This is a genomic window from Hyalangium minutum (assembly GCF_000737315.1).
Taxonomy (GTDB): Bacteria; Myxococcota; Myxococcia; order Myxococcales; family Myxococcaceae; genus Hyalangium; species Hyalangium minutum.
The window spans coordinates 280,102-302,754 of record NZ_JMCB01000005.1 but is presented as its reverse complement, the minus strand read 5'-3'; the positions used below and the strand labels follow the sequence as shown (position 1 = coordinate 302,754).

Genomic DNA, 22,653 nt, shown 5'->3' with positions numbered 1-22,653 from the left:
GAACCTCGACCGCAGCCTTCCGCGAACCACGTCCTCTTTCCGAAGATGCCCAGGGCGTCCACGCGTTTCACTCCTGCAGCGTGCCCTGGTTATAGAACTGGTCGATGGCCTCTCGCAGAGCAAGCCGCGCCCGATGAAGCCGGCTCTTGATGGCCGGCACAGAGTCCCCCGTCAGCTCGGAGATCTGTTCGTAACTGAGGCCCTCCACGTCTTTCAAGAGAAAGACCTCGCGGTAGCCCTCGGGCAGCCGCTCAGACGCTTGCTGGATGGCATGGCCCAGCTCCGCGTCCAGGGCCTTCTCCTCCGCGTCCCGGCTCCAGTCCCGCTCCGGGTACTCCGCCAGGGAGCCCCGCTCGGTGAACTCCGGGCCCTTGATCTCCTCCTCGGCGGCCTGGACGACCCGGCGGTGACGCAGCCGCATCAGCGCGTGGTTTGCCGCAATGCGGTGGACCCACGAGCCGAACGCTGCATCCCCTCGGAAATCCTTGAGGTGTTGGTACGCCGACAGGAAGGAGTCCTGCGTAATCTCCGCCGCGTCCGCCTCGGAGCGCGTCATCCGCAGCGCCAGGCCGAACACCTTGTCCCGGTGGGCCTCCACCAGCGCCTCGAAGGCGGCCATGTCGCCAGCTTGAGCCTGGGCCAGCAGCTGCCGGTCCTCTTCCTGGCGATCCTCCGGGGCTGTAGCGACCTCTTGAGACATGTGGGGGTGCACCCTTCCAGCCATGGCGGCCGACGTCAAGGCCGGCCTCTCGCCCGCGACGAGGGCTTGCTTACGTGCCGACTGTCCTTCACCCACAACCGGAACGGCTCCGCCGCCCACGCCCCTGCGTACTCCACGCCAATCCTCGGCCCTCGGGCCACCTGCGCCTCCGGCACAGGCTCACCTGGCGCTACATAGAGTGAAGCTATCTGGAGATCCAACCGATTGTGGGCCAGGGTGATCCCCAAGGCCCGGCACAGGCGCCCCGGTCCATCCGTGCGGGCTCCGGGGTCCAAGCCCTCCACCGGCTCCACGGCTCGCACCAGCACCGCCGCCCCCACCCCGGGCGCGTCGGTGACGATGTTGAAGCAGCGGTGCATGCCGTAGATCAAATAGACGTAGGAGCGCCCCGGTGGACCGAACATGACCTCTGTCCGAGGGGTGACACCCTTGGCCGCGTGGCACGCCAGGTCGTGCTCACCGATGTAGGCCTCCGTCTCGACGATGCGGCCTACACGGCGCTGGCTCCCCTCCTCGAAGACGAGGTGGGTGCCGAGCAGCTCTCGGGCAACGGTCAGCGCAGGGCGGGCGAAGAAGGACTCGGGCAGGCGCACAGGGGGCAGGGGAGTGGAATTGTCCTCGGGTACAACGGCTGCTGCCCAGAGCTTTATCCCCAGGGCTACCCCCAGACGAGCATCCGAGCGCCCGGATGCGCAAGACGCCTGCGCCAAACAGTTCACAGGCGCCTGGGGCTGGGGCAGATTGCGCGCATGCTCCCTACTGGCCGGCTCTCCGGTCTCTTGCTCCCCGTGTTCTCCCTGCGCTCGCGCACGGACTTCGGCATTGGCAACTTCGGCGCCATGGAGGGCCTCTTCCGTTGGATGAATGAGGCCCGCCAGAAGATCCTGATGGTCCTGCCCCTGCTGCCGACGGCGCCTGGGGACTCGAGCCCCTACGCCACGCGCTCCGCCTTCGGACTCAACCCGCTCTTCATCGACGTGCACCAGCTGCCGGAGTTCCAGGCCACCGGCGGCGAGGGCGCCTTCTCCGACGAGCAGAAGCGCCAGCTGGCCGAGGCCCGCGCGGCGCACCGCGTCCGCTACGATTTGGTGTTCCCGCTCAAGGACGCCGCCTTTGGCCGGGCGTTCGACCACTTCGACCGGCACGAGTGGGGCGCGAAGACGGCCCGCGCGAAGGAGTTCCAGGCGTGGCGCGAGGCCCAGGGCGAGTGGCTGGAGAGCTACGCGCTGTTCACCGCCATCTCCGAGGACCAGCAGCGCCGGGCGTGGTGGGAGTGGCCGGAGCCGCTGAAGCACCGGCAGCCCGAGGCGCTCAAGGCCGAGGGGCAGCGGCTGGAGCGGCGCGTGCGCTACCACGCGTGGCTGCAGTGGGTGGCCGAGCAGCAGTGGAACCAGGTGCGTGCCCAGGCCAAGGCCCGGGGCATCCTCCTGTGCGGCGACGAGCCCTTCATCATCGGCCAGGACAGCGCGGACACCTGGGCGCACCCGGACATCCTGCGCCGGGACGCACGCCTGGGTGTGCCGCCGGATGACTTCTCCGCCACCGGCCAGGACTGGGGCCTGCCCTACTTCGACTTCGCCGCCATGGAGAAGGAAGACTACCGCTGGCTCAAGGCCCGCGCGGTGAAGGCGGCCAGCTACTACGACTTGCGCCGGGTGGACCACGCGGTGGGCTACTTCCGCCAGTGGATCCGCGATGAGAAGACGCCCACCGGGCGCTTCATCCCCTCGGACGAGGAGAGCCACAAGAAGTTCGGCGAGCGCCACTTCCGCCTGCTGTCGCAAGACGCGGGCATCATCGCCGAGGACCTGGGCGTCATCCCGCCGTTCGTGCGAAGGATTCTCGCGGACCTGGGGCTGCCCGGCTACCGGGTGATGCGCTGGGAACGGGACGACAACACGTACCGCAACCCGCACCAGTACCCGCCCATCTCGCTGGTGACCACAGGCACCCACGACACGGAGCCCATGGCGGACTGGTGGGATGCGGCCCGGGACGATGAGCGCGCCGCCGTGGCGCGTGCGTGGCCGGAGTACCAGGGCGTCCCGGTGACGAAGGAGTTCACCCCGGAGATCCACCGGGCCATGCTGGCCGCCGCGCTCAACTCCAGCAGCAACCTGTGCGTGCTGCCCTGGCAGGACATCCTCGGCACGCGCGAGCGCATCAACCTGCCGGGCACCATGAGCGACAGCAACTGGGCCTACCGCATCACCCAGGATGTGGAGGACTTGCTGAAGGACGAGCAGTCACGCGGCGCCGCCGAGCGGCTGTCGTGGCTCACCGCCTCCGCGCGGCGCTAGTCACTTCTTGATGCAGCGGGCCTCGAAGGGGATGCCCTCGAAGATGACGCAGCGGCGTCCCTCCTCCAGGCAGTCCATCCGCTCGCAGATGTTGTCTGGTACGCACAGCGGCGGCGACCGGCCGTACTCGAAGAGCAGCTCCGTGCACAGCTCGTCCACGTTGGAACACAGCAGGAAGGGGCACTCCACGACGTCATCCAGGTTTGAGCCCTCCTTGAGGCGCATGGCGTCGTCCTTGCCAGGGCCACAGGAGAGCACTGCCGCCAGGGCCACCCCGAGCAGCCCCCTCATTTTCCAGTTCATATGGAGTCACTCTGGCGCAGGCCGCGCCTGCTTGCACGCTTGACGGCGCCAAGTGTCCGGGATCTGCCCTTCCAGAGGGGCTCGGGCTCGCGAAACGCGACAGAGTGGCCTCTTCCGTGCACGGCGGACGAGTCAATCCTCAGGGGAATGACTATGTACATCCCCCGTGGACGTAGCCTTCTTCCGACACCGGCTGTTTGCCCCCCTGCTCCTGCTCTCCCTGGCCTGCGCGTGCGCCGCGGGCAAGCCGCGCCCCGACGCCCTCGAGGTGAAGGACCTGAAGATCGAAGGAACCGATCAGGTCGGCGGAGGGGACATCAAGGCGAAGATCCTCACGGCGGACACGCCGTGGTGGGAGCCGCTGTGGCCCTTTGACAAGGGCCCCGCCTACTTTGATCCCAACGCGTGGCAGGCGGACCTGCGCCGCATCGAGCGCTTCTACCAAGCCGAGGGCTACTACCAGGCCCAGGTCATCTCCGACACGGTCCAGCCGGAGGGCAAGGAGGCGGTGAAGCTGGTGGCTCAGGTGCGCGAGGGCGAGCCCACGCGCATCTCCACGGTGGAGCTGCGGGGGCTGGACCCATTGCCCGAGGATCACCAGCGGCGGGTCAAGGCGGAGCTGCCGCTGAAGACGGGGGAGATCTTCCGCGAGGAGAACTGGGAGGGCGTGAAGGAGCTCATCCAGGGGCGGCTGCGCGAGCTGGGCTACGCCGAGGCGGAGGTGGGCGGCGAGACGCAGGTGGACGTGGTGACGCACCAGGCGGCGGTCGTCCTCGAGGTGAACCCGGGCCCTCGCTACAAGTTCGGCAACATCTTCGTCGCCACGGACAACAACCCGCAGGTGGCGCCCAAGCGCATCATCGAGCAGGCCCAAGGCGCCGTGCGCAAGGGCGAGTGGTACAGCGAGACGGGGCTCGCCGAGGCGCAGGCCCGTGTGTTCGCCATGGGTGTGTTCGGCGCGGTGAAGGTCAACCGCGGCGCCCCGGACCGAGCAAACGCCACGGTGCCGGTGGTGGTGGACGTGCGCGAGGCCCCGCTGCGCTCCATCCGCCTGGGTGGTGGTCTCGGTGTGGATGCCGCGCGCCAGGAGGGCCGTCTGCTGGCGGAGTGGACCAACCGCAACATCTTCGGCGGGCTGCGCCGCCTCACGGTGAAGGGCCGCGTGGGCTACGCCTTCCTGCCCTCCATCTATGGCGTGAGCCGGGGCGATGAGGGCGCCAAGAGCGACGTCATCTTCGACGCCACCACCGAGTTCGAGCAGCCGCGCTTCGTGTTCCGAGACTTGCGCCTCCAGGCCTCGCTGTCGGGCGAGAAGGGCCTGGAGCAGGCGTACTCCTTCATCGGCGGGCGCCTGCGCAGCGGCGTCATCTGGCAGCCGCACCCGGACCTGTCCGTGTTCCCCGCCTACAACCTGGAGGTGTACGAGCTGGCGGGAAAAGTGGGCGCCAACGAGCAGGGAATTCCTCCCATCACCTTGGGTTGCATCAACAAGACCTCCGCCGAAGCGGGCAAGCCGTGCACCATCCGGCTCAGCTACTTGGAGACCACCGTGCAATGGGACCGGCGGGACGACAAGCTCGAGCCGCGCAACGGCTACTACGCGGCGTTCTCCCTCCAGGCCGGTGGCGGTCCGCTGTTCGGTGACTTCACCTACATCCGGCTGCTGCCGGACTTGCGCTACTACCGCTCCTTCGGGCTGCAGCAGCGGCTGACCCTGGCCGGCAAGCTGCGCCTGGGCACGCTGGTGCCCTTCACCAACAAGCAGACGAAAGAGAAGCAGAGCTCCATCGTCAACCGCTTCTTCTCGGGCGGCGGCTCGTCCATGCGCGGCTTCAACAGCCAGCGGTTGTCGCCCCAGGTGGCCGTGGATCCCTCCCGGCCCGAGGCCGGCACCGTGCCCGTGGGCGGCAACAGCCTCTGGGAGTCCTCCTTGGAGGCGCGCTACCGCATTACCGAGAGCCTGGCACTGGCCTCCTTCTTGGACTCGGGCTTCGTGGGCAGCGGCTCGCTGGCGTCGCGCCAGATCAACCCCTTCGACAGCGGGCTCTACCACGCGGTGGGCCTGGGGTTGCGCTACCTCACCGTCGTGGGGCCTATCCGAGTGGACATCGCCCGCCGGTTGAATGTCGGCCCCCCCTTGCCGGTCGAGGGTGACGGGTACACCTATCCTGCCTCTGGGACCTGCTTCGGCCTGGGAGGCAAGAAGTCGACGTACGCGGGTGCCCCAGAAGGGCTCTGCACGTTCCAGTTGTCCATCGGAGAAGCGTTTTGACGGAAGCCGCTGCCACACCTCCCCCGCCCCCTCCCTCGAAGCCCCGGCATGCGCCCTGGCGACGATGGGTGCGGCGCATCGTCTGGGGCACGGTGGGGCTCGGGGTGTTGGTGTTGCTGGCCGTGGTGGGGGTGGTGGCCTGGCTCACCTCGCCCGCCGGTGAGCGATGGACGCTCGCCAAGGCCCTCACGGTTGCCAACGAGCAGCTCTCCGGAAAGCTGGAAGCGGGCTCGGTGGACCTGAGCCCCAATGGGCTCACCCTGCGGGACGTGAAGCTCTATACGCCCGAGGGCGAGCTGGTGGCCGAGGTGGCGCTGGTGGACGCGCGCCTCTCCCTGGCTCCCCTGGCGGCGCAGCATGTGGTCATCACCTCCGCGCGCCTGGAGCGCCCGCGCTTGTACCTCGTGCAGGACGAGCGGGGCCTCAACCTCCAGCGCGCCATCGAGCCCAAGCAGCCCAAGCCCGAGGAACCGGACACCGGCCGGGGCTCGCTGCGACTCACGCTCAAGGACCTCCAGCTGGAGGATGGGTACGTCGACTTCACGAGCGACACCGGCGAGGGCCCGCCGCAGCAGGTGCGGCTGGAGGACTTCGATGCCTCGGGCGGTGCTTTCTATGGCGCGGCGAAGCAGGCCTTCAACGCGCGGCTGGAGGCCACCGGCGGCCTCTCCCGTCCCCTCTCCGGGCCGGTGAAACTGAACCTGCGCGGCCAGGGCGAGGATCTGAACCTCTCCGCGGACGTGGACGCCACCGTGGCGGGGCTCGAGCTGCACGCTCGCGGCGGCATGCGCGACCTGAATGAGGCCTGGCTGGAGCTGAAGCAGCTGTCGCTCGCTCCGGAGACGGTGCGTGCCTTCGTGCCCTCCTACCCGCTGCTGGTGCCCGTGTCCGTGGCGGGCAATGGCCAGAAGCAGGGAGACGTGGCCCGGACCAGCCTGGACCTGAAGGTCGGCAGCGCCACGATGGATTTGAATGGCTCCTTCAACATCGCCACCTTCCGCAGCGATGGCGTCACCCTGAGGGCCCGCGACATCAACCTCGCGGAGCTGGTGGAGAACGCAGCGCCCACCAACATCGTCGCCAACCTCACCGCTCGCGGCGGTGGCAAGAGCCTGGAGACGCTGGAGGGTGAGGTGGAGTTCACCGTCTCGCCCTCGAAGTTCAAGGGACAGCCGCTCGGGCCGGTGGAGCTGCGCGCCAGTGCCAAGAATGGCCGCTATGAGCTGTCGCGCCTGCTGGTGCTCATGCCAGGCGCCTCGCTGCAGGCGAAGGGCCAGGGCACCGTGGACCGCGTCCAGGTGAAGGGCAGCCTGAGCGCGTCGGATCTCGCGGTGCTCGGGCACACGGTGGGCAAGCTGGGCCCCGGCCCGTCACTCCCACTGAATGGCAGTGGAGGCCTGGACTTCCAGGTGGAGGGGCCGCTGCGCACTCCCGGCGTGGAGCTCTCGGGCTCCTTCGCCTCTCTGGGCTACGAGGACAACCAGATCAAGGGCCTCAACCTGAAGGCCGCGCTGCCGGACGTCACCAAGCCGCTCATCCTGGACGCCTCGCTCGTGGTGGATGAGCTGAAGACGGGCGGGCGCACCCTGCAGAACCTCTCGGCCGCCATCGCCACGCGGAACCGGGCGCTGCAGGCCAACGTGCGCACCGCGGGCGATGTGGTGATGAGCCTCTCGCTCGCGGGCACCGTGGACCAGGACCAGGAGGGACTCGCACTGAGCGCGATGACCCTCGCCTGGCCCGAGGCCACCTGGACGCTCCAGGGCCCCAGCCACGTGGGCTTCGGCGGTGGACGCGTGGAGGTGAAGCCCGCCCTCACGCTCGCCTCGGACACGCAGCGCCTCTCCGTGGCGATGATGATGGAGGGCGAGCGCATCAACGGACTCGTGACGGCGGACGCGCTGGACCTGACGAAGCTGCCCCGGGCTTTCGTGCCCGAGTCGCTCGGACTGGGCGGCACGGTCTCCGCGCGCGTGAGCGCCAAGGGCCTCCTGCCCCGCCCCGACGCCGAGCTCTCCGTGAAGCTCCAGGACGGCCGCTTCCAGACGTACAAGGAGCTCAACGCGGACGTGAAGGCCACCTACCTGAAGGACCGCGCCACCGGCACCCTCACCGCGAACGTGCCGGCCGCCAACATCAGCGCGGACTTCGACGTGCCCGTGCAGGGCGTGCTCAAGCGCCGCAAGGATGAGCTGAGCCTCAAGGTGAACCTTTCGCGCCTGAGCATCGACGAGGTGCAGAAGATGCTCGGCCGCCCCGAGCCCGTGAGCGGCGACATCACCGCGACGCTCGAGGTCTCCGGCCCCGCGCGCGATCCCCGCTTCTCCTTCACGATGAAGGGCGAGCGGCTCAACTACGCGGCCCTGCCCGCGGGCACGCTGCCCGAGGACCTCGGCTTCACGCTGACCGCCGCGTCGGATGCCTCGGATGGCACGCTCGACGCACGCCTGAACCTCATCGGCGTGGGCCAGGAGGCCTACGTGACGCTCCAGACGCCCTTCACGCTCGGCGGGCTGATGGCGAAGCCCCCCACAGCGGACGAGGTCATGCGCGCCCAGCTCAACGTGGAAGGCGCCATCACCGAGCTGCCCTTCGCCTTGGTTGCCGCCGCGTCCCAGTTTCAGCCGGTGCCGACTGCTCAGGGCGCACAGCCTGCCTCGGCCCAGGCGGCGCCTCCGGCGGTGGGCGGTCTCCAGAAGCCAGGCGGCACCTTGTCCGCGACGTTCGCCGTCTCGGGCACCTTCCTCGTGCCCGAGGCCAAGGTGGACGTGCAGGCCAGGCGTGTCACCGCGAACGGACTGCCGCCGCTCGACGCCCACCTCACGCTCGCGGGTGGAAGCAAGGACATCCGCGCGCAGCTCTCCACGCTCCGGTACGAGGGTGACCAGGCCACGCCGCTGGCGGAGCTGAGCGCCACGCTCGATGCACCGCTCGGCGCCATCCAGGATCCCGACGTCATCGGCTGGGTGCCCTTCGACGTGAAGGCGCGCCTGCACCCCACGCACATCAAGGAGCTGCTCGGCCTGTCCCAGGCGAATCCCTCGCTGCGCGACCAGGGGCTGCAGGGCGTCCTCTCGCTGGAGCTGGCCGCCCGGGGCACGCCTGACAGGCCCGAGGTCGTGCTCGACCTGGGCGCCCAGCAGCTCGGCGTGGGTAAGCTCGCGCTCGGCCAGGCCCACGTTCACTACACCTATGCGAAAGCGCGCTCCGGCTTGAACGCGACCGTCACCGCGCCCGCTGGAGGCACCCTGACGGTTCGCGCTGACGTCCCACTGGAGCTGTCCCTGCCCGCCGTGCAGCAGGGCTTGGACACCGAGAAGGTGCCGCTGGACGTGACGGTGGTGGCCAAGGGCTTCGACATGGCCTTCCTCTCCGGCGCGCATGAGATGGTGCGCAGCCTGGGCGGCGTGCTCGAGGCGGACGCGCACATCGCCGGCACCTCGGGCGCGCCCACGCTGAAGGGCAACGTGAACTGGAAGAACGGCAAGCTGGGGCTGATGGGCTTCGGCGAGTACCGCGACATCCAGGTGGCGCTCGGCGTGACGGAGGAGCGCATCGACCTCCAGCAGCTCTTCGCCCGGGGCGGCTCCGGCGAGCTGCGCCTCACCGCCAACGCGGTGCGCTCCAAGAGCGGCGCCTTCGCGCTGAAGGGCGAGGGCCAGCTCAAGGAGTTCCCCATCATCTCCGAGGATCAGCTGGTGGCCATCGCCTCGCTGCGCACGACCCTGGAGGGCAGCCTCAGCCTGGACAGCGTCAACATCCACAACCTCGCCATTCCCGAGGCCCACATCGAGCTGCCTGAAGTCTCGCGCAAGGATCTCCAGCCGCTCGAGCGAGCTCCCGACATCGTCCTGGTCCGCAACGGCGTCCCCGTGGAGAAGCGCCGCAAGCGCGCCACCCCCACGAACTCGGCCACCGCCAACGGCACCAAGCCGGCTGAGACGTCGGGCAAGGACACGGTTCCCAACCAGCCTCCCAGCAAGGGCGTGGTGTCTCCGGGCGATGCATCCTTCGCGGGCAATACGCGGGCCCCCGGTGCAGGGGTCGGCGGCGCGGGCGCCGGTCAGCGCGTGGAGGACGCGGTCGAGGTCGACGAATCAGAGAAGGAGGTCCAGCGCACGTACCGCATCCTGGTGAACGCCCCGCGCAACCTCTGGGTGCGCGGCTCGGACGTGAACATCGAGCTGGGGCTCTCCAAGGACTTCGAGGTCTCCTATACGAACGACCTCTATTTGTCCGGCGAGGTCATCGTGAAGCGCGGCCGTGTCAACGCGCTCGGGCGCCGCTTCGACGTGGAGGAGAACAGCCGCGTCATCTTCACCGGCCCGCCGCTGTCGCCCTACCTCAATGTCACCGCGCAGCACGTCAACGAGCGCGAGAACGTCACCGTCTTCGTCCACGTGCGCGGCCAGGGCAAGGACTTCACCATCGAGCCCACCAGTGAGCCGCCCATGTCCGAGACGGAGATCTACACGCTGGTGGCCACGGGCCGCCGCAACCTGGAGCGCAACTCGGGCTCGTCCATGACGGGCGCCCAGGCCGCCTCGGTGGTGGGCTCACTGGTGGCCTCGCAGGCCCAGAAGGCGCTGTCCGCCGAGCTGCCGCTGGACGTGTTCTCCATCGAGGCCGGCGAGAACGGGCTCGCGGGCACGCAGCTCGAGGTGGGCAAGTACCTCACGGACAAGATCTACGTGGGCTACACCGGCCGCGTCGGCACCACGGGCACCACCACCGGCGCGCAGAGCCGCGAGAACGCCAACGCCGTCCGCTTCGAGTACCAGTTCACGCCTCAGTGGAGCTTGGAAGCCAACTACGGCGATGCGCGCTCCGGCGGTCTGGACCTCATCTGGAGCAAGGATTACTGAGCCCCACCGCCCCCGGCTTTCCAGAGCCACCGAACTCTTCTCCCAGGGGCGAACGGGCAAGCAGCCAGGCTGCAAGCAAGAGAGCACGCAGCCCGCCAAGGCCGTTACGATCGAGGCCCACCCGAGCAAGCACCCACGGGTCAAGGAGCCTCTCCATGCGAGCCACTTCTCTGTCCTCTCTTCGTTGTCTCACCGCTCTGGCCTGCACGCTGGGCCTGGCGGCGTGCTCCTCCTCGGAGTCTTTCAAGGGAGAGGTGATCGACGGCGTCAAAGGCCTGACCGACTTCAAGAACGGAATCGCCACCTGGTACTACGCGGATGGCTCGGGCCACTGCGGCTATGACAAGAGCCCGAACGACATGGACGTGGCGGCGATGAACGCCTCCGAGTTCAACAACAGCGCGATGTGCGGCGCGTGCGCGGAGGTGGAGGGCCCCCAGGGCACCGTGCGCGTGCGCATCACCGACAGCTGCCCCGAGTGCGCCGCCGGCCACCTGGACCTGAGCAAGGAGGCCTTCGCGAAGATCTCTCCCGTCGACGCGGGCCGCGTGCAGACGCGCTGGCGGCTCGTCAGCTGCGCCGTGCAGGGCCCCGTGCGCTACCGCATCAAGGAGGGCAGCAACCCAGACTGGGCCGCCATCCAGGTGCGCAACCACCTGCTGCCCATCCAGAAGCTGGAGTGGATGAAGAGCGGCTCCTGGGTCGAGGTGAAGCGCGAGTCCTATAACTACTTCGTCGCGTCCTCCGGCATGGGCAAGGGCCCCGTGCAGCTCCGCCTCACCGCCACGGACGGCCAGCAGCTCGTGGACACCCTGCCGGAAATCGAGGCGAACCAGATCTTCAACGGCGCGAAACAGTTCGCATTGCAGTGAAACATGTTTCACCTCGTTTCTCCGTGATTTCAAGGAGTTCTGATCTGTCCAGCATGAGACACCGAGGGGGGCGTATCCTGAGGCCCCCCTCACCCAGGAGTCTTCATGCGACGCGAGAACGTTCTCCTTCCTTCCGCGCTCATCGCCGCCGGAATGCTGAGCCTGGCGGCGTGCTCTGGTACCACTCCCGAAGAAGGAGTCCCTGTCCCTGTCGAGCCCATCTCGGATCCGCAGGACACCGTCGCCACGCGCGTCGAGACGGACGGCACGGGCAACTGCAACTTCGACGCGAGCCCGGCTGACCTGAGCTTGGCCGCGCTGAACGACAGCGACTACGGCGAGGGCTTCATGTGCGGGGCCTGCATCGAAGTCGTTGGCCCCAACCAGAAGCCCGTGGTCGCCCGCGTCGTGGACCGCTGCTACAGCTGCGCGGCGGAGCAGGTCGGCCTCAGCAAGCACGTGTTCGACCAGGTGGGCGCCTCGGATTTCCTCCAGACGACCCTCCGCTGGCGCTACGTCACCTGCCCGGTGACAGGCCCCGTGCAGTACCGCTTCAAGGAGGACAGCAACCCGTACTGGGCCGCCATCCAGGTGCGCAACCACCTGCTGCCCATCCAGAAGCTGGAGTGGATGAAGGACGGCGCTTGGACCGACATCCCCCGCACCTCCTATAACTACTTCGTGCAGCCCGGCATGGGCGCTGGCCCCATCCGCGTGCGCGTCACGGCATCGGACGGCCAGCAGCTCGAGGACACCCTGCCCGAGGTCCTCTCCGCCACCCTCATCCCCGGCGCCGCCCAGTTCGGGATGAAATGATCAGCCCGGAATTCAGGTGACTCAGGCACCTATTGATCGAAATGTCGATCTGGAATGCCTACATGGAGTGTACATGTAGGCACCCTCAGTGCCGCTTCCTGCATCGAGCAAACATTTTATCAAGAATGTTCGCTCCATCGCGCAACTTGATTCTCGAATCGGACGAAAACCTGGGCAAGTCACTCTCAAGCGGAGAGAAATTCTCGTGTCCACTTACTCGATTCGAAACGGCGACACCCTGAGCGCCATCGCGGCCCGGTTCAACACGTCGGTCTCGGCGCTGGCCAAGGCCAACCACATCTCCAACCCCAACAAGATCTTCGCCGGGCAGAAGCTGACCGTCCCCGGCAAGTCGGACGGGTTCGACTCCAAGCCGGCCTCGCGCCCTGCGTCCAGCGGGGGCGGCTCGGCGCCCCAGGCCTCGGCAGCGGCGCGCGGCCCGGTGAAGGATGGCGACGGCCGCAAGTTCCCCACCTCGCGTGACGGCACGCCGATGTACCGCCAGGGAGACCCGCAGTGGGGCGGCCGGCGCCTGGGCACCAGCTCCAGCCTGGCGGCGGCGGGCTGCGCCATGACGGCCACCTCCATGGCGGTGAGCAAGATCACCGGCAAGGTCATCAACCCCGGCGAGATGGATCAGTACCTGGATACGCACGGCGGCTACGCGGGCAACGGCCTCATCTGGGGCAAGGCCGCGCAGATGGGGGGCCTGGGCGCCGCCAAGCAGTCGTGGAACCTGGACACCATCAACAAGCAGATCGACAAGGGCCGGCCGGTGGTGATCGGCGTGGACTACAAGGCCGGCAGCAACGGCGGCGCCAACGGCACCGACCACTGGATCACCGTGACGGGCCGCGGCCGCGAGGGCGGCAAGAACGTCTACTACGCCAATGATCCGGCCACCGGGAAGCAGATCACCCTGAACCAGGTGGGCAACCGGCTGGTGGGCGGCCCCAAGAGCTACAAGTCCACGGGCCAGCTGGTGACGTTCTCCGGCGGCAACCCGAACCCGGGCACGGCGCCGAAGCCCTCCACGCCGACCAAGCCCTCCACCCCGAGCAAGCCGGAGCCGAAGCCCTCCACCTCGGTGAAGGGTGCCGCGGTGCCGGGCGGTGACCTGAAGCGCGGCGCGCAGGGCGCGGCGGTGAAGCAGCTCCAGGCGGCGCTGGTGAAGGCCGGCAACATGACGCAGAAGGAGATGAACACGGGCCCCGGCGTCTTCGGTCCCCGCACCGAGTCGGCGCTCAAGGAGTTCCAGAAGGCGCACAACGTGCCGGCCACGGGCTACTACGGGCCGCTGACCCGGAAGGCCTTCGAGAAGCTGGGCGCCAAGGTGGGCGGCAGCAGCGGCGGCGGCACGACCACCGGCACGGGCGGCGTGAAGCCGGCGGATCCGGGTCCGGTCAAGGGCGGCGTCTCCCTGCAGCAGCTGAAGAAGGTCATGCCGAACCTGTCGGACGCGAAGGCGCGCCAGGTGCTTCCGCACCTGAACAAGGCGATGCAGGAGGCCCAGATCAACACGCCGAAGCGTCAGGCGGCCTTCCTGGCCCAGCTGGCGCACGAGAGCGGCGAGCTGCGCTACTTCGAGGAGATTGCCTCGGGCGCGGCGTACGAGGGCCGCAAGGACCTGGGCAACACCCAGCCGGGCGACGGCGTGCGCTTCAAGGGCCGTGGCCCCATCCAGCTGACCGGCCGCGCCAACTACCGGGCGGCGGGCAAGGCGCTGGGCATCGACCTGGAGCACAACCCGAAGCGCGCCGCGGACATCGACGTGGGCTTCCGCACCGCCGCGTGGTTCTGGAACAGCCGCGGCCTGAACAAGTACGCGGACGCGGGCAACTTCCGCGAAGTCACGCGCCGCATCAACGGCGGCTACAACGGGCTGTCCAGCCGCGAGGCCTACTACCGCCGCGCGCTGAACGTCCTGGGCTGAGAAACGAAGTGAGGCGCGAGCCCGGGACCTTGGACCTGGAGCTCGCGGCCTCGCACCGGTGATGAAGAACCGGCACGGGGTCTGGAGCGCAAGCTCCGGGCCCCGTGGTTTTTGCGGGGCCCGCTCCGCTCACTGAATCTTGATGGACATGATGTAGAGGAAGCAGACCGGCACCTTCTGGGGCTTGTACTCCCAGCCCTCCTTGATGCCGGAGATGATGTCCTCGTCCGCGCCGGGGATGGGCTCCTCGGGGATGACGTCGTAGACGTGCCCGTCCGTGCCCACGCAGATGCGGTACTTGCCCTTCACCGCGCCGTCGTTGCGGTGGGACTGCTTGAAGACCTCGGAGAGCTTGGGCGGCACCTGGCGCACCAAGTCTCGCTTGATGACGAACTCCGGCACGTTCTTGGGCTTCGCCGGCTCGGGCACCGTCCCGGTGCTGCCCACCACCCCGCCCACCACCCCGCCGACGACACCGCCAATCACGCCTCCGGCCACGCCGCCCTCCTCGCCGCCCTCTACCGCCTCCGTCGTCTCGGGCTCGGGCGTGGGCTCGGGCTCCGGCTCCGGCGGCTTCTCCTCCTTGGGAGGTTCGATGGGCTTCACCTCCTTGGGGATGACGATTTCCTTGGGCTTGGGAGTGACCTTGGGGGTCACCTTCCGAGGCGCCGGAGGAGGCGGCGGGGGAGGAGGTGGCGGCGGGGGAGCGGCCTTGGCCGCCATGAAGACGACCTTCACCTCCTTCTCCTGGAGGTCCTGCTTCCTATCGGCCCAGAGGATGAGCCCGCCGATCACCGCGGCGTGGACGACCACCGAGAAGAACGCGAAGCCTGCGAAGCGTGAGGAAGGAGGAGGGGCGAGCTGCTGCGCGAACATGGGTGGTTGGGGGCTCCGCGCGGGTGATGAGTGGCCATACCACAGCCCCCGGGGGTGCACCCAACGCCCTGAGTGAAGTGAGGCAGACAACCCGTTTGCCGCCCATAAACGGGATTCTGTGTCAAACCCGTTTCATCCATGTGTCAAATGGATATCATAAGTTATTCGTATGACCTACGTCCTGGGTGGGTCTGGTGATCGGCAGTGGACACATGGCAGGGTGCGCGCGCCCATCTTCGTCCCCCCCTCCCGAAGAGGTATTGCGTGCAGATTCCATGGAAGCAGACGCTCGGGCTCGTAGCGGCCCTGAGCGTGGTGTCGTGTGGTGACTCCGAGCAGACGGAAGACAAGTTCCAGGGCTATATCGATACCAGCGTGCTGGATTCGAAGTTCCTGCCCGCGGGCTCGTGCGGCAGCGCCAGGTGCTACCTGCCGCAGACGGTGACGGTGAATAATGATCCCGTCCTCGTCTACAACCTGGGCCTGGTCGCCAACCCCAACACGGACAAGACCAAGGCGCCGCCGTTCCTCATCACCGAGAGCCTGGCCACTTCCGTGTACGAGTTCCCGGAGGGCTGCAAGGCCGGCGAGGCGTATGATCCGCGCACCGACGCGTTCGATGCGACGACGCAGTACCCGGTCTTCACGCGCATCCCGGTGGCCAACACCTCCTCGACCGCGCCGGCGGTGCTGCCTCTGATGAAGTTGGTGAAGTGGACGGGCTCGGGCGCGTACGACTGCAACGCGCTCAAGAGCGCCGTCACCATCGACAAGGGTGAGTTCAACCTGGCGAAGCAAGAACCCTCAGACGATGAGCCCGCTACCACCGTGGTCATGCGGCCGGTCATCGCCGCAGCCGAGGTGCGCCGATCCGACGGCACCGCGTACACGCCGCCTCTGGGCTGGTTCAAGGGACTGCTGCTCAACTACCTGGACGCGGGCAATGTCCCCACCGAGCAGCAGCCGGTGGGCACGGACAACGCCATGGTGGACGTGGTGAAGACGATGGACGGCGTCATCGTCAACCCGACCACGGGCACGGCTTCTTCGACGACGGCCAACAACGTGCTGGTGCTGTTCGCGCGGCCCGGCGAGAAAGACTGGTCTCCGGTGGTGAAGCTGCGTGAGTTCACCGCGCCCACGGGCACCACGCCCGCCTCGTTCAAGAGCCTCTGCTACGACGCGCCGTGCGCCGCCACCGCCGTGGATATGAGCAAGGCGACCCGGTACACCGGCACCCTCTTCCTCACCACGGGTGCGCCGTGAGCTCCTCCCTCGCTTCCTTCGAGAACGCCCCCATGAAGACCTCCCTTCTGTCTCTCGGCGGCCGGGTGCTGCTCCTGGCCCTGCTGGCGCTCGTTGCGCTGCCCCAGACCGCGCTGGCGGCGGGCGAGAACTACGGCCAGGTGTCTGGCTACGTGTATGACCCCACCGGCGCTCCGCTGGCCGAGGTTCCGCTGACGCTGAGCGGCCCGTCCATGCAGCAGCCGCAGACGACGACGAGCGGCGATGACGGCCGCTTCGAGTTCACCCTGGTGCCGCCGGGCGAGAAGTACGCGCTCGAGGTGAAGGTGGAGGGCTTCACGCCCATCAAGAAGACGGGCATCAACGTGCGCCTGGGGCAGACGTCCCCGGTGGACGTGAAGCTCGAGGTGCTCACCGAGACGGAGGCGGTGGCCACCTATGAGATCGTCACCCAGGTCAACCCCATCATCAACCCGGACTCGGCGCAGACGGGCGCGGTGCTGACGGCGGAGAAGGCCTCGGCCACCCCCGTGTTCAACCAGGTGCAGGCCATTCCCCAGCTGGTGGCGGGCGTGGGCCCGGGCAACGCGCCCAGCAGCCGCGGCGGCCTGTCGCGCTACGGCAAGAGCTTCGTGGACGGCATGGACACCACGGACGTGACGGACGGCAGCATCAGCGCCCCGTTCAACTTCTACGCCGTGGAGAACTTCGAAGTGATCACCGGCGGTCTGGACGCTCAGTACAACTCGCTGGGCATGATCGAGAACGTCGTCACCAAGAGCGGCTCCAACGACTTCACCTATGACGTGACGATGGTGCTGTCGCCGGCGTGGTCCAACGCCAAGGCGCTGTCGGCCTCCAACCAGAGCAGCGCGGTGGGCGGCTTCATCCAGAACGACACCCCGCAGGCGGAGACGAGCTTCTACAGCCCGCTGGTGGCCTTCGGTGGCCCCATCGTGAAGGACCGGCTGTGGTTCTACGCCTCGGGCCAGTGGAACTTCTCGCACCAGGAGACGCCCATCACCCTGCCCGGTGAGGAGCTGACCAACCGCCCGAAGGACACGGAGACGCGGCTGGCGCGCCTGAAGCTCACCTGGCAGCCCACGGCCAAGGACCGCATCTCCTTCGCGTTCAACTACGACCGGAACCTCATCGACAACAACATCTCCAACTCCAGCACCGCGCTGGACGCCGAGTCGAAGATCAACCGCGGCGGCTTCTTCTTCATCGTCAACTACGACCGGCCGCTGACCGACACCATGCTGTTCCAGGTGTCCGCGGGTACCACGTACAAGGACGCGCACTTCGGGCCGCAGAACGACGATGACGACGCCGTCTCGCACAGCGACGGCAACGTGACGCGCTTCAGCTCGGGCTCGCTGGGCAGCGGCCGCGTGGGCAACTACCAGGACGAGACCAAGCGCCGCTTCCAGCTCGATCCGACGCTGACCTTCAAGCTGGACAAGCACCAGATGAAGGGTGGCATCCAGATTGGCTACCTGACGGGCGGCCAGACCCAGGGCGTCACCGGCAACCAGCGCTACATCGACCGCAGCGGCGGCGTGTGCAACCCGGATGATCCGACGACGTTCGCGTACTGCGACCGGCGCATCGACTTCTACGATCCGAACGGCGAGCAGAAGCCGCTGTCCACGGACGCCTCGGTGCTGACGCTGGGCACGTTCATCCAGGACCGCTTCACCCTCAACCGCCACTTCACGGTGGTGGGCGGCCTGCGCTTCGACGCGGGGCGGCTGTACTCGGACGATGGCAAGTTCATCAAGAACCTGACGGGGTTCGGCCCGCGTCTGTCGGGCACGTATGACCTGTTCGGCGACCGCACCACGCTGCTCAAGGCGCACTTCGGCCGCTCCACGGACGTGGGCGACGTGTTCGTGGCCCAGCACGGCAACCCGGACCTGACGCAGGTGACGACGCGCTGGAACACCACGACCAACAGCTTCGCCGAGTGCACGCCGTTCGGCACCGAGACGGGCTGCCAGACGGCGGGTGGCCCCACCGGCCGCATCTTCGACCGGGACGCGAAGACGCCGAAGGTGGACGAGCTGAGCTTTGGCCTGCACCAAGCGGTGGGCGACAAGGCGGTGGTGGGCGCGGACTTCACCTACCGCAAGTACTCCAACCTCTGGGTGGACGAGGAGGTCAACCAAATCTGGGATCCGTCCGGTACGCGCGTGGTGGGCTACGTGAACGGCGAGCCGCGGCAGATCACGAAGATCACCTCGCCGGACGACGCGTGGCGTGACTACAAGGGCATGGACCTGTGGGTGCAGGGCAAGTCGGGCCCGTGGGACCTGCTGGCCAACTACACGCTGGCGTTCGCCAACGGCACGGTGGGCAACTACTTCGACAACTACGGCTTCAACCCGCGCATGAAGTCCTTCGCGGAGGGCCCGAACCCGGACGACATCCGGCACACCGTCAAGGGCTCCATCTCGTACGCGACGGACTTCGGCCTCGATTTCGGCTTCCGGTTCCGCTACCTGACGGGCACCCCGCTGTGGATGAACAGCGTCAACGCGGGCGGCGGCACGCTGTACCGCTCCGAGCGCGGCACCGGCCACTCCGTCAACGCGGCCACGGGCCGGCCGGATTTCAACGATCCGTCCACCGTGTCCGAGCTGCGCAACCCGGACACCTTCCTCCTGGACGCGCAGGCCCGCTACGATCTCGGCCGCCCGCTGGGCATGAAGCAGAAGCTGGAGCTGACGCTGCTGGTGGTGAACCTGTTCAACAACACGGACGTGTCCACCATCAACGACCGGTACTCGGCCACGGGCACCAACACGTTTGGTACCTCCAACTTCCGCAACCGCCCGCTGCAGGCGGAGCTGCTCCTGCGCTTCCGCAACTGAGCCAGGGCTGAGCTGCTGAATCCGAGGGGCTCCCGCGCATCGCGTGGGGGCCCCTCTTCTTTTTGACGCGCCGAGGACGCTGGGGAATGCGAGAACATGGCCGCATGTCCCTGCGCCTCCTGCTGCTCAGCGCGTGCCTCTCGCTCGCGTGCGCCACCTCCTCGCCGCATCCGCTCACCTCTGAAGCCACCACCGCCTCCGCTGAACCCGGGCTGGTGCTCGTGGAGAGCAGCCCGGTGGAGACGGCGCTGGACCATGCGGACATCCCCGATGCGTGGCGCGTCTGGCCGGAGATGATCGGCGCGGCCGCGCGCACCTTGGAGATCGAGCAGTTCTATGTGAGCAACGCGCCCGGCAGCCGGTTGGAGCCCGTCATTGAGGCCATCGAGGCCGCAGCGGCTCGCGGCGTGCGAGTGCGGCTGCTCGTGGACGAGAAGTTCGTGAAGCAGTACCCGGAGACCCTGGAACGGCTGGCGGCCCGCCGCGTCGAGGTGCGCCGAATGGACACGGCCAAGTCCATGGGCGGAGTGCAGCACGCCAAGTACTTCATCGTGGATGGGCGCGAGGCGTACTTCGGCAGCCAGAACTTCGACTGGCGCTCGCTCGAGCACATCCAGGAGCTCGGCCTCCGCGTGCGCGTGCCCGAGGTGGTGCGGGCCCTCGGTACCATCTTCGAGCTCGACTGGACTCTGGCGGCGGGTGGCTCGCCCCCTGCCTCCACGGAGAAAGTGCCCGGGCCGCTCCCCGTCTCCTTCGGCGGAGAGACGGTGCGCGTGACGCCCGTCTTCAGCCCTCAGGGTTACCTGCCGGACCCCACCACGTGGGATCTGCCTCGGCTGGTGGAGCTCATCGATGGGGCGAAGCGCTCCGTGCGCGTGCAGGTCCTCACCTACCGGGCCCGCGCTCGCGACGGGAGCGAGTTCCACGAGCTGGAGGACGCGCTGAAGCGGGCCAGCGCCCGCGGGGTAAAGGTGGAGCTGATGGTGGCGGACTGGAGCAAGCGCTCGGGCACCATCGAAGGGCTTCAGGCGCTCCACGCTCCGCCCGGGCTCACCGTGAAGCTCGTCACCATCCCCCGCTGGTCCGGCGGCTTCATCCCCTTCGCGCGCGTGGTGCACGCCAAGTACATGGTGGTGGATGGCGAGGCCGCCTGGGTGGGCACGAGCAACTGGGAGCGCGACTACTTCACCCAGACGCGCAACGTGGGCCTGATCATCGAGGGCACGGCCTTCGCCCAGCAGCTGGAGCGCTTCTTCTCGGACACATGGAACAGTGCCTACGCGGCCGAGGTGGATCCGAAGGCCACCTACCAACCGCCAGCGGTCTCCAGCGAACCCTAGGGCCCCTGCCCGGCAGGCCATTCCGGACCGCCACCCCTTCAGGCAGGGAGGCGATCGTCCCTCTCTGATCCGTGTTCCCCAGGGGGGCAGCTTGCGGATTGAAGGCATAGCCTTCGAGGGAAGGACAGGAATGGCACTCTCCTTGAACCTTGGCCTGAAGGGCTCGCAGCAGAAGACACTCTGGCTCCGTGCGCTGGTGCTCGGAGTGAGCTTCTTCGCACTGGGCCTGCTGGCCGTGCGGTTCGTCTTTCCTCCGACTCCGAATGCCCTGCTCTGGCTGCCGAGCGGACTCTCGCTCGTCTTCCTCATGCGGGCATCTCCTCGGGAGTGGCCTGTCTTGCTCACCGCCATCTTCGTGGCGGAGTTCGCCTCGGTGCTGCTCCATAAGACCGGCATTCCTCTGGGCACCGCCCTCCTCTGGAGCCTGGGCAACTGCCTGCGCTCGCTGTGGGGCGCGTGGTTGATGCGGCGCTTCGTAGGCACCTCCATCCGGCTCTCCCGGAGCTGGGAGGTGGCCGGGTTGCTCCTCTTCGGAGGCCTGGTGAGCCCCATCGCCAGCGCCACGCTGGGAGGGCTCGGCATTCTCGTATGGCAGGGATCCTTCTCCCTGAGCCATTGGGTGATCTGGTGGCTGAGCGATGGACTGGGGACGATGCTGGTAGCGCCGCTGCTGCTAACCTGGTCCTCCACGGTTCTCTCACCCGGCCGTTTCCGGCGCCTGATGGAGCTGGTGGCGATGCTCACCTTGACGGCGCTGAGCGCGAACCTCATCTTCGCGCAGCCCTCGGCCTCGGGAGTCTGGGCCTCGCTGGCCTATGTCAGCTTCGCCTTCGTCATGTGGGGTGCGCTGCGGCTGGGCCCCCTGGGCGGCGCGAGCGCCTCGGCCGTGGTGGCGTTCTTCGCGGTCTGGCACACCCTGCTCGGCCGAGGCCCCTTCGGCACCCTGCACACGTCCGCACTCCAGGAGGTGCTCACCCTTCAGATCTTCCTGACGATCCTCTCCATGATGGCGCTGATGCTGGCCGCGGTGGTCTCCGAGAGGCGCCGGGCCGAGCGTCTCCAGCAGCTCCTGGTGGATGCGGGCGCGGTGCTGGCTGCCTCGCTGGACGTCCGCGAGACGATTCCACGCGTGGCCCGGCTCGTCGTGCCTCATACGTGCACCGGGTTCGCGGTGTGGCTGGAGGGTGAGAACGGGCTGCTGGAGCGCATTGTCCAGGCGGGGTGGAGCCCGGAGCGAGAGGCACGCGTGCGCGGTGCACTGCCGCCCCTGCCCACGGCCTCGCGGCGCTGGCATACCGAGGAGGGCACGGTGGTGTTGGCACCGCTGTGGGTGCACGGCAGCGCGAAGGGCGCGCTCGTGCTCATGAGCGACGAGTTGACCCGGTGCGCTGGCACCACGGACCTCCGGCTGGCCGAGGACCTGGCCCACCGTTTCAGCATGGCCCTGGAGAACGCGCGTCTCTATGAGGAGGCGCGCCAGGCCATCGAGGTGCGCAACGAGTTCATCGCCATTGCCGCCCACGAGCTGCGCACGCCGTTGACGGCGCTCACGCTGCGCATGCGGAGCCTGGAGGGGCTGCTCCAGCGGGAGCGAGCCTCCGACGAGGCCCACGAGAAGCTCCGCGCGGCGTCACGCCAGCTCGGGCGCCTGGGCCAGCTCGTCGAGCGCCTGCTGGATGTGGGCCGAATCACCACGGGCCGGATGGAGCTCCATCCGGAGCGCGTGGAAGTGCACGAGCTGGTCGAACAGGTGGTGGAAGGCTTCAGCGAGGAGGCCCGGAGGGCGGGCGTCACGCTGAAGGTGGAGGCCCAGACAGGCCTCGTTGCGTGGTGGGACCGAGGCCGCGTCGAGCAGGCGCTCGCCAACCTGCTGGCAAACTCGCTCAAGTTCGGGGCGGGGCAGCCCATCGAGGTCCACGTCTCGGGTGTGGGCCCTTGGGTGCGCATCGCGGTGACGGATCACGGCATCGGCATCGAGCCCGAGGCGCTGGAGCGCATCTTCGAGCGCTTTGAGCGCGCGGTGTCGTCCAATCGGTATGGAGGGCTGGGCCTGGGGCTGTTCCTGGCCCGGCAGATCGTCGAGTCCCACGGCGGGACGATTCATGTCGAGAGCCACCCGGGTGAGGGGGCAACGTTCGTGCTCCAGCTCCCGGTGCGGCACCCTCCCTCGGCGGAAATCAAGGCGGAGGGGGAGCACCCTCCCCTCTCCTAATCCCGGCTCGCGGAGAGAGCAC

14 protein-coding genes are annotated in these 22,653 nt (G+C 68.1%); 10 read left to right on the top strand and 4 right to left on the bottom strand.

Translation table 11 applies throughout. The features are described 5' to 3' along the window. Positions 1 to 67: 67 nt before the first annotated feature. Positions 68 to 700 carry an RNA polymerase sigma factor gene (locus DB31_RS14790; protein ID WP_044187812.1) on the bottom strand — a complete coding sequence of 211 codons (633 nt, stop codon included), beginning with the start codon at positions 698 to 700 and terminating at the stop codon, positions 68 to 70. 35 nt (positions 701 to 735) lie between these two features. Next, positions 736 to 1,314, bottom strand: a complete 579-nt coding sequence (locus DB31_RS14785) for a DNA-3-methyladenine glycosylase (RefSeq protein WP_044187810.1) — start codon at positions 1,312 to 1,314, stop codon at positions 736 to 738. Here DB31_RS14785 and DB31_RS14780 point away from each other — a divergent pair. After that, positions 1,246 to 3,021 carry a 4-alpha-glucanotransferase gene (locus tag DB31_RS14780; RefSeq protein WP_240486699.1) on the top strand — a complete coding sequence of 592 codons (1,776 nt, stop codon included), beginning with the start codon at positions 1,246 to 1,248 and terminating at the stop codon, positions 3,019 to 3,021. The two genes, DB31_RS14785 and DB31_RS14780, sit on opposite strands and share 69 nt — an antisense overlap. Here the strand turns inward: DB31_RS14780 and DB31_RS14775 are convergent, their stop codons facing one another. Continuing rightward, positions 3,022 to 3,324, bottom strand: a complete 303-nt coding sequence (locus DB31_RS14775; RefSeq protein WP_044187807.1) for a hypothetical protein — start codon at positions 3,322 to 3,324, stop codon at positions 3,022 to 3,024. A gap of 166 nt (positions 3,325 to 3,490) precedes the next feature. Between DB31_RS14775 and DB31_RS14770 the strand changes: the two genes are divergently transcribed. The 5 genes from DB31_RS14770 (at position 3,491) to DB31_RS47865 (ending at position 14,082) form a co-directional block, all read left to right on the top strand. Further along, positions 3,491 to 5,596: a BamA/TamA family outer membrane protein gene (locus DB31_RS14770; RefSeq protein WP_052419969.1), complete on the top strand. Its 2,106-nt coding sequence runs from the start codon at positions 3,491 to 3,493 to the stop codon at positions 5,594 to 5,596. Positions 5,597 to 5,664: 68 nt separating this feature from the next. After that, positions 5,665 to 10,461 (top strand): translocation/assembly module TamB domain-containing protein, encoded by a 4,797-nt coding sequence (locus tag DB31_RS14765; protein ID WP_240486698.1) that lies wholly within the window; start codon positions 5,665 to 5,667, stop codon positions 10,459 to 10,461. 155 nt (positions 10,462 to 10,616) lie between these two features. Beyond that, a complete protein-coding gene (locus DB31_RS14760) occupies positions 10,617 to 11,333 on the top strand; it encodes an expansin EXLX1 family cellulose-binding protein (protein ID WP_044187803.1) in 717 nt (238 codons plus the stop codon). Positions 11,334 to 11,438: 105 nt separating this feature from the next. Further along, positions 11,439 to 12,149, top strand: a complete 711-nt coding sequence (locus DB31_RS14755) for an expansin EXLX1 family cellulose-binding protein (protein ID WP_044187801.1) — start codon at positions 11,439 to 11,441, stop codon at positions 12,147 to 12,149. 205 nt (positions 12,150 to 12,354) lie between these two features. After that, on the top strand, positions 12,355 to 14,082 hold the full coding sequence (locus DB31_RS47865; protein WP_157231986.1) for a LysM peptidoglycan-binding domain-containing protein: 1,728 nt from the start codon (positions 12,355 to 12,357) through the stop codon (positions 14,080 to 14,082). Positions 14,083 to 14,211: 129 nt separating this feature from the next. On the opposite strand, the gene DB31_RS48790 is transcribed toward DB31_RS47865, so the two are convergent. After that, positions 14,212 to 14,958 carry a hypothetical protein gene (locus DB31_RS48790; protein ID WP_044187798.1) on the bottom strand — a complete coding sequence of 249 codons (747 nt, stop codon included), beginning with the start codon at positions 14,956 to 14,958 and terminating at the stop codon, positions 14,212 to 14,214. Positions 14,959 to 15,222: 264 nt separating this feature from the next. On the opposite strand from DB31_RS48790, the gene DB31_RS14735 reads away from it, so the two are divergent. The 4 genes from DB31_RS14735 to DB31_RS44795 all read left to right on the top strand — a co-directional run bounded on the left by DB31_RS14735 (position 15,223) and on the right by DB31_RS44795 (position 22,631). Continuing rightward, entirely contained in the window at positions 15,223 to 16,224 is a 1,002-nt protein-coding gene (locus DB31_RS14735) for a hypothetical protein (RefSeq protein ID WP_044187795.1), read from the top strand. Between the two features lie 32 nt (positions 16,225 to 16,256). Next, complete coding sequence (locus tag DB31_RS14730; protein ID WP_044187792.1) at positions 16,257 to 19,079, top strand: TonB-dependent receptor; 2,823 nt, start codon at positions 16,257 to 16,259, stop codon at positions 19,077 to 19,079. A 104-nt stretch (positions 19,080 to 19,183) separates the two neighbouring features. Next, positions 19,184 to 20,419 (top strand): phospholipase D-like domain-containing protein, encoded by a 1,236-nt coding sequence (locus DB31_RS14725; RefSeq protein ID WP_052419968.1) that lies wholly within the window; start codon positions 19,184 to 19,186, stop codon positions 20,417 to 20,419. Positions 20,420 to 20,549: 130 nt separating this feature from the next. Next, complete coding sequence (locus DB31_RS44795) at positions 20,550 to 22,631, top strand: sensor histidine kinase (RefSeq protein ID WP_052419967.1); 2,082 nt, start codon at positions 20,550 to 20,552, stop codon at positions 22,629 to 22,631. Positions 22,632 to 22,653 lie beyond the last annotated feature (22 nt).

What these genes read in the sequence shown, in the direction of transcription:
- DB31_RS14790 (WP_044187812.1), bottom strand. Translation starts at nt 700, where the DNA reads ATGTCTCAAGAGGTCGCTACAGCCCCGGAGGATCGCCAGGAAGAGGAC.
- DB31_RS14775 (WP_044187807.1), bottom strand. Translation starts at nt 3,324, where the DNA reads ATGAACTGGAAAATGAGGGGGCTGCTCGGGGTGGCCCTGGCGGCAGTG.
- DB31_RS14760 (WP_044187803.1), top strand. Translation starts at nt 10,617, where the DNA reads ATGCGAGCCACTTCTCTGTCCTCTCTTCGTTGTCTCACCGCTCTGGCC.
- DB31_RS14755 (WP_044187801.1), top strand. Translation starts at nt 11,439, where the DNA reads ATGCGACGCGAGAACGTTCTCCTTCCTTCCGCGCTCATCGCCGCCGGA.
- DB31_RS48790 (WP_044187798.1), bottom strand. Translation starts at nt 14,958, where the DNA reads ATGTTCGCGCAGCAGCTCGCCCCTCCTCCTTCCTCACGCTTCGCAGGC.
- DB31_RS14730 (WP_044187792.1), top strand. Translation starts at nt 16,257, where the DNA reads ATGAAGACCTCCCTTCTGTCTCTCGGCGGCCGGGTGCTGCTCCTGGCC.
- DB31_RS14725 (WP_052419968.1), top strand. Translation starts at nt 19,184, where the DNA reads ATGTCCCTGCGCCTCCTGCTGCTCAGCGCGTGCCTCTCGCTCGCGTGC.
- DB31_RS44795 (WP_052419967.1), top strand. Translation starts at nt 20,550, where the DNA reads ATGGCACTCTCCTTGAACCTTGGCCTGAAGGGCTCGCAGCAGAAGACA.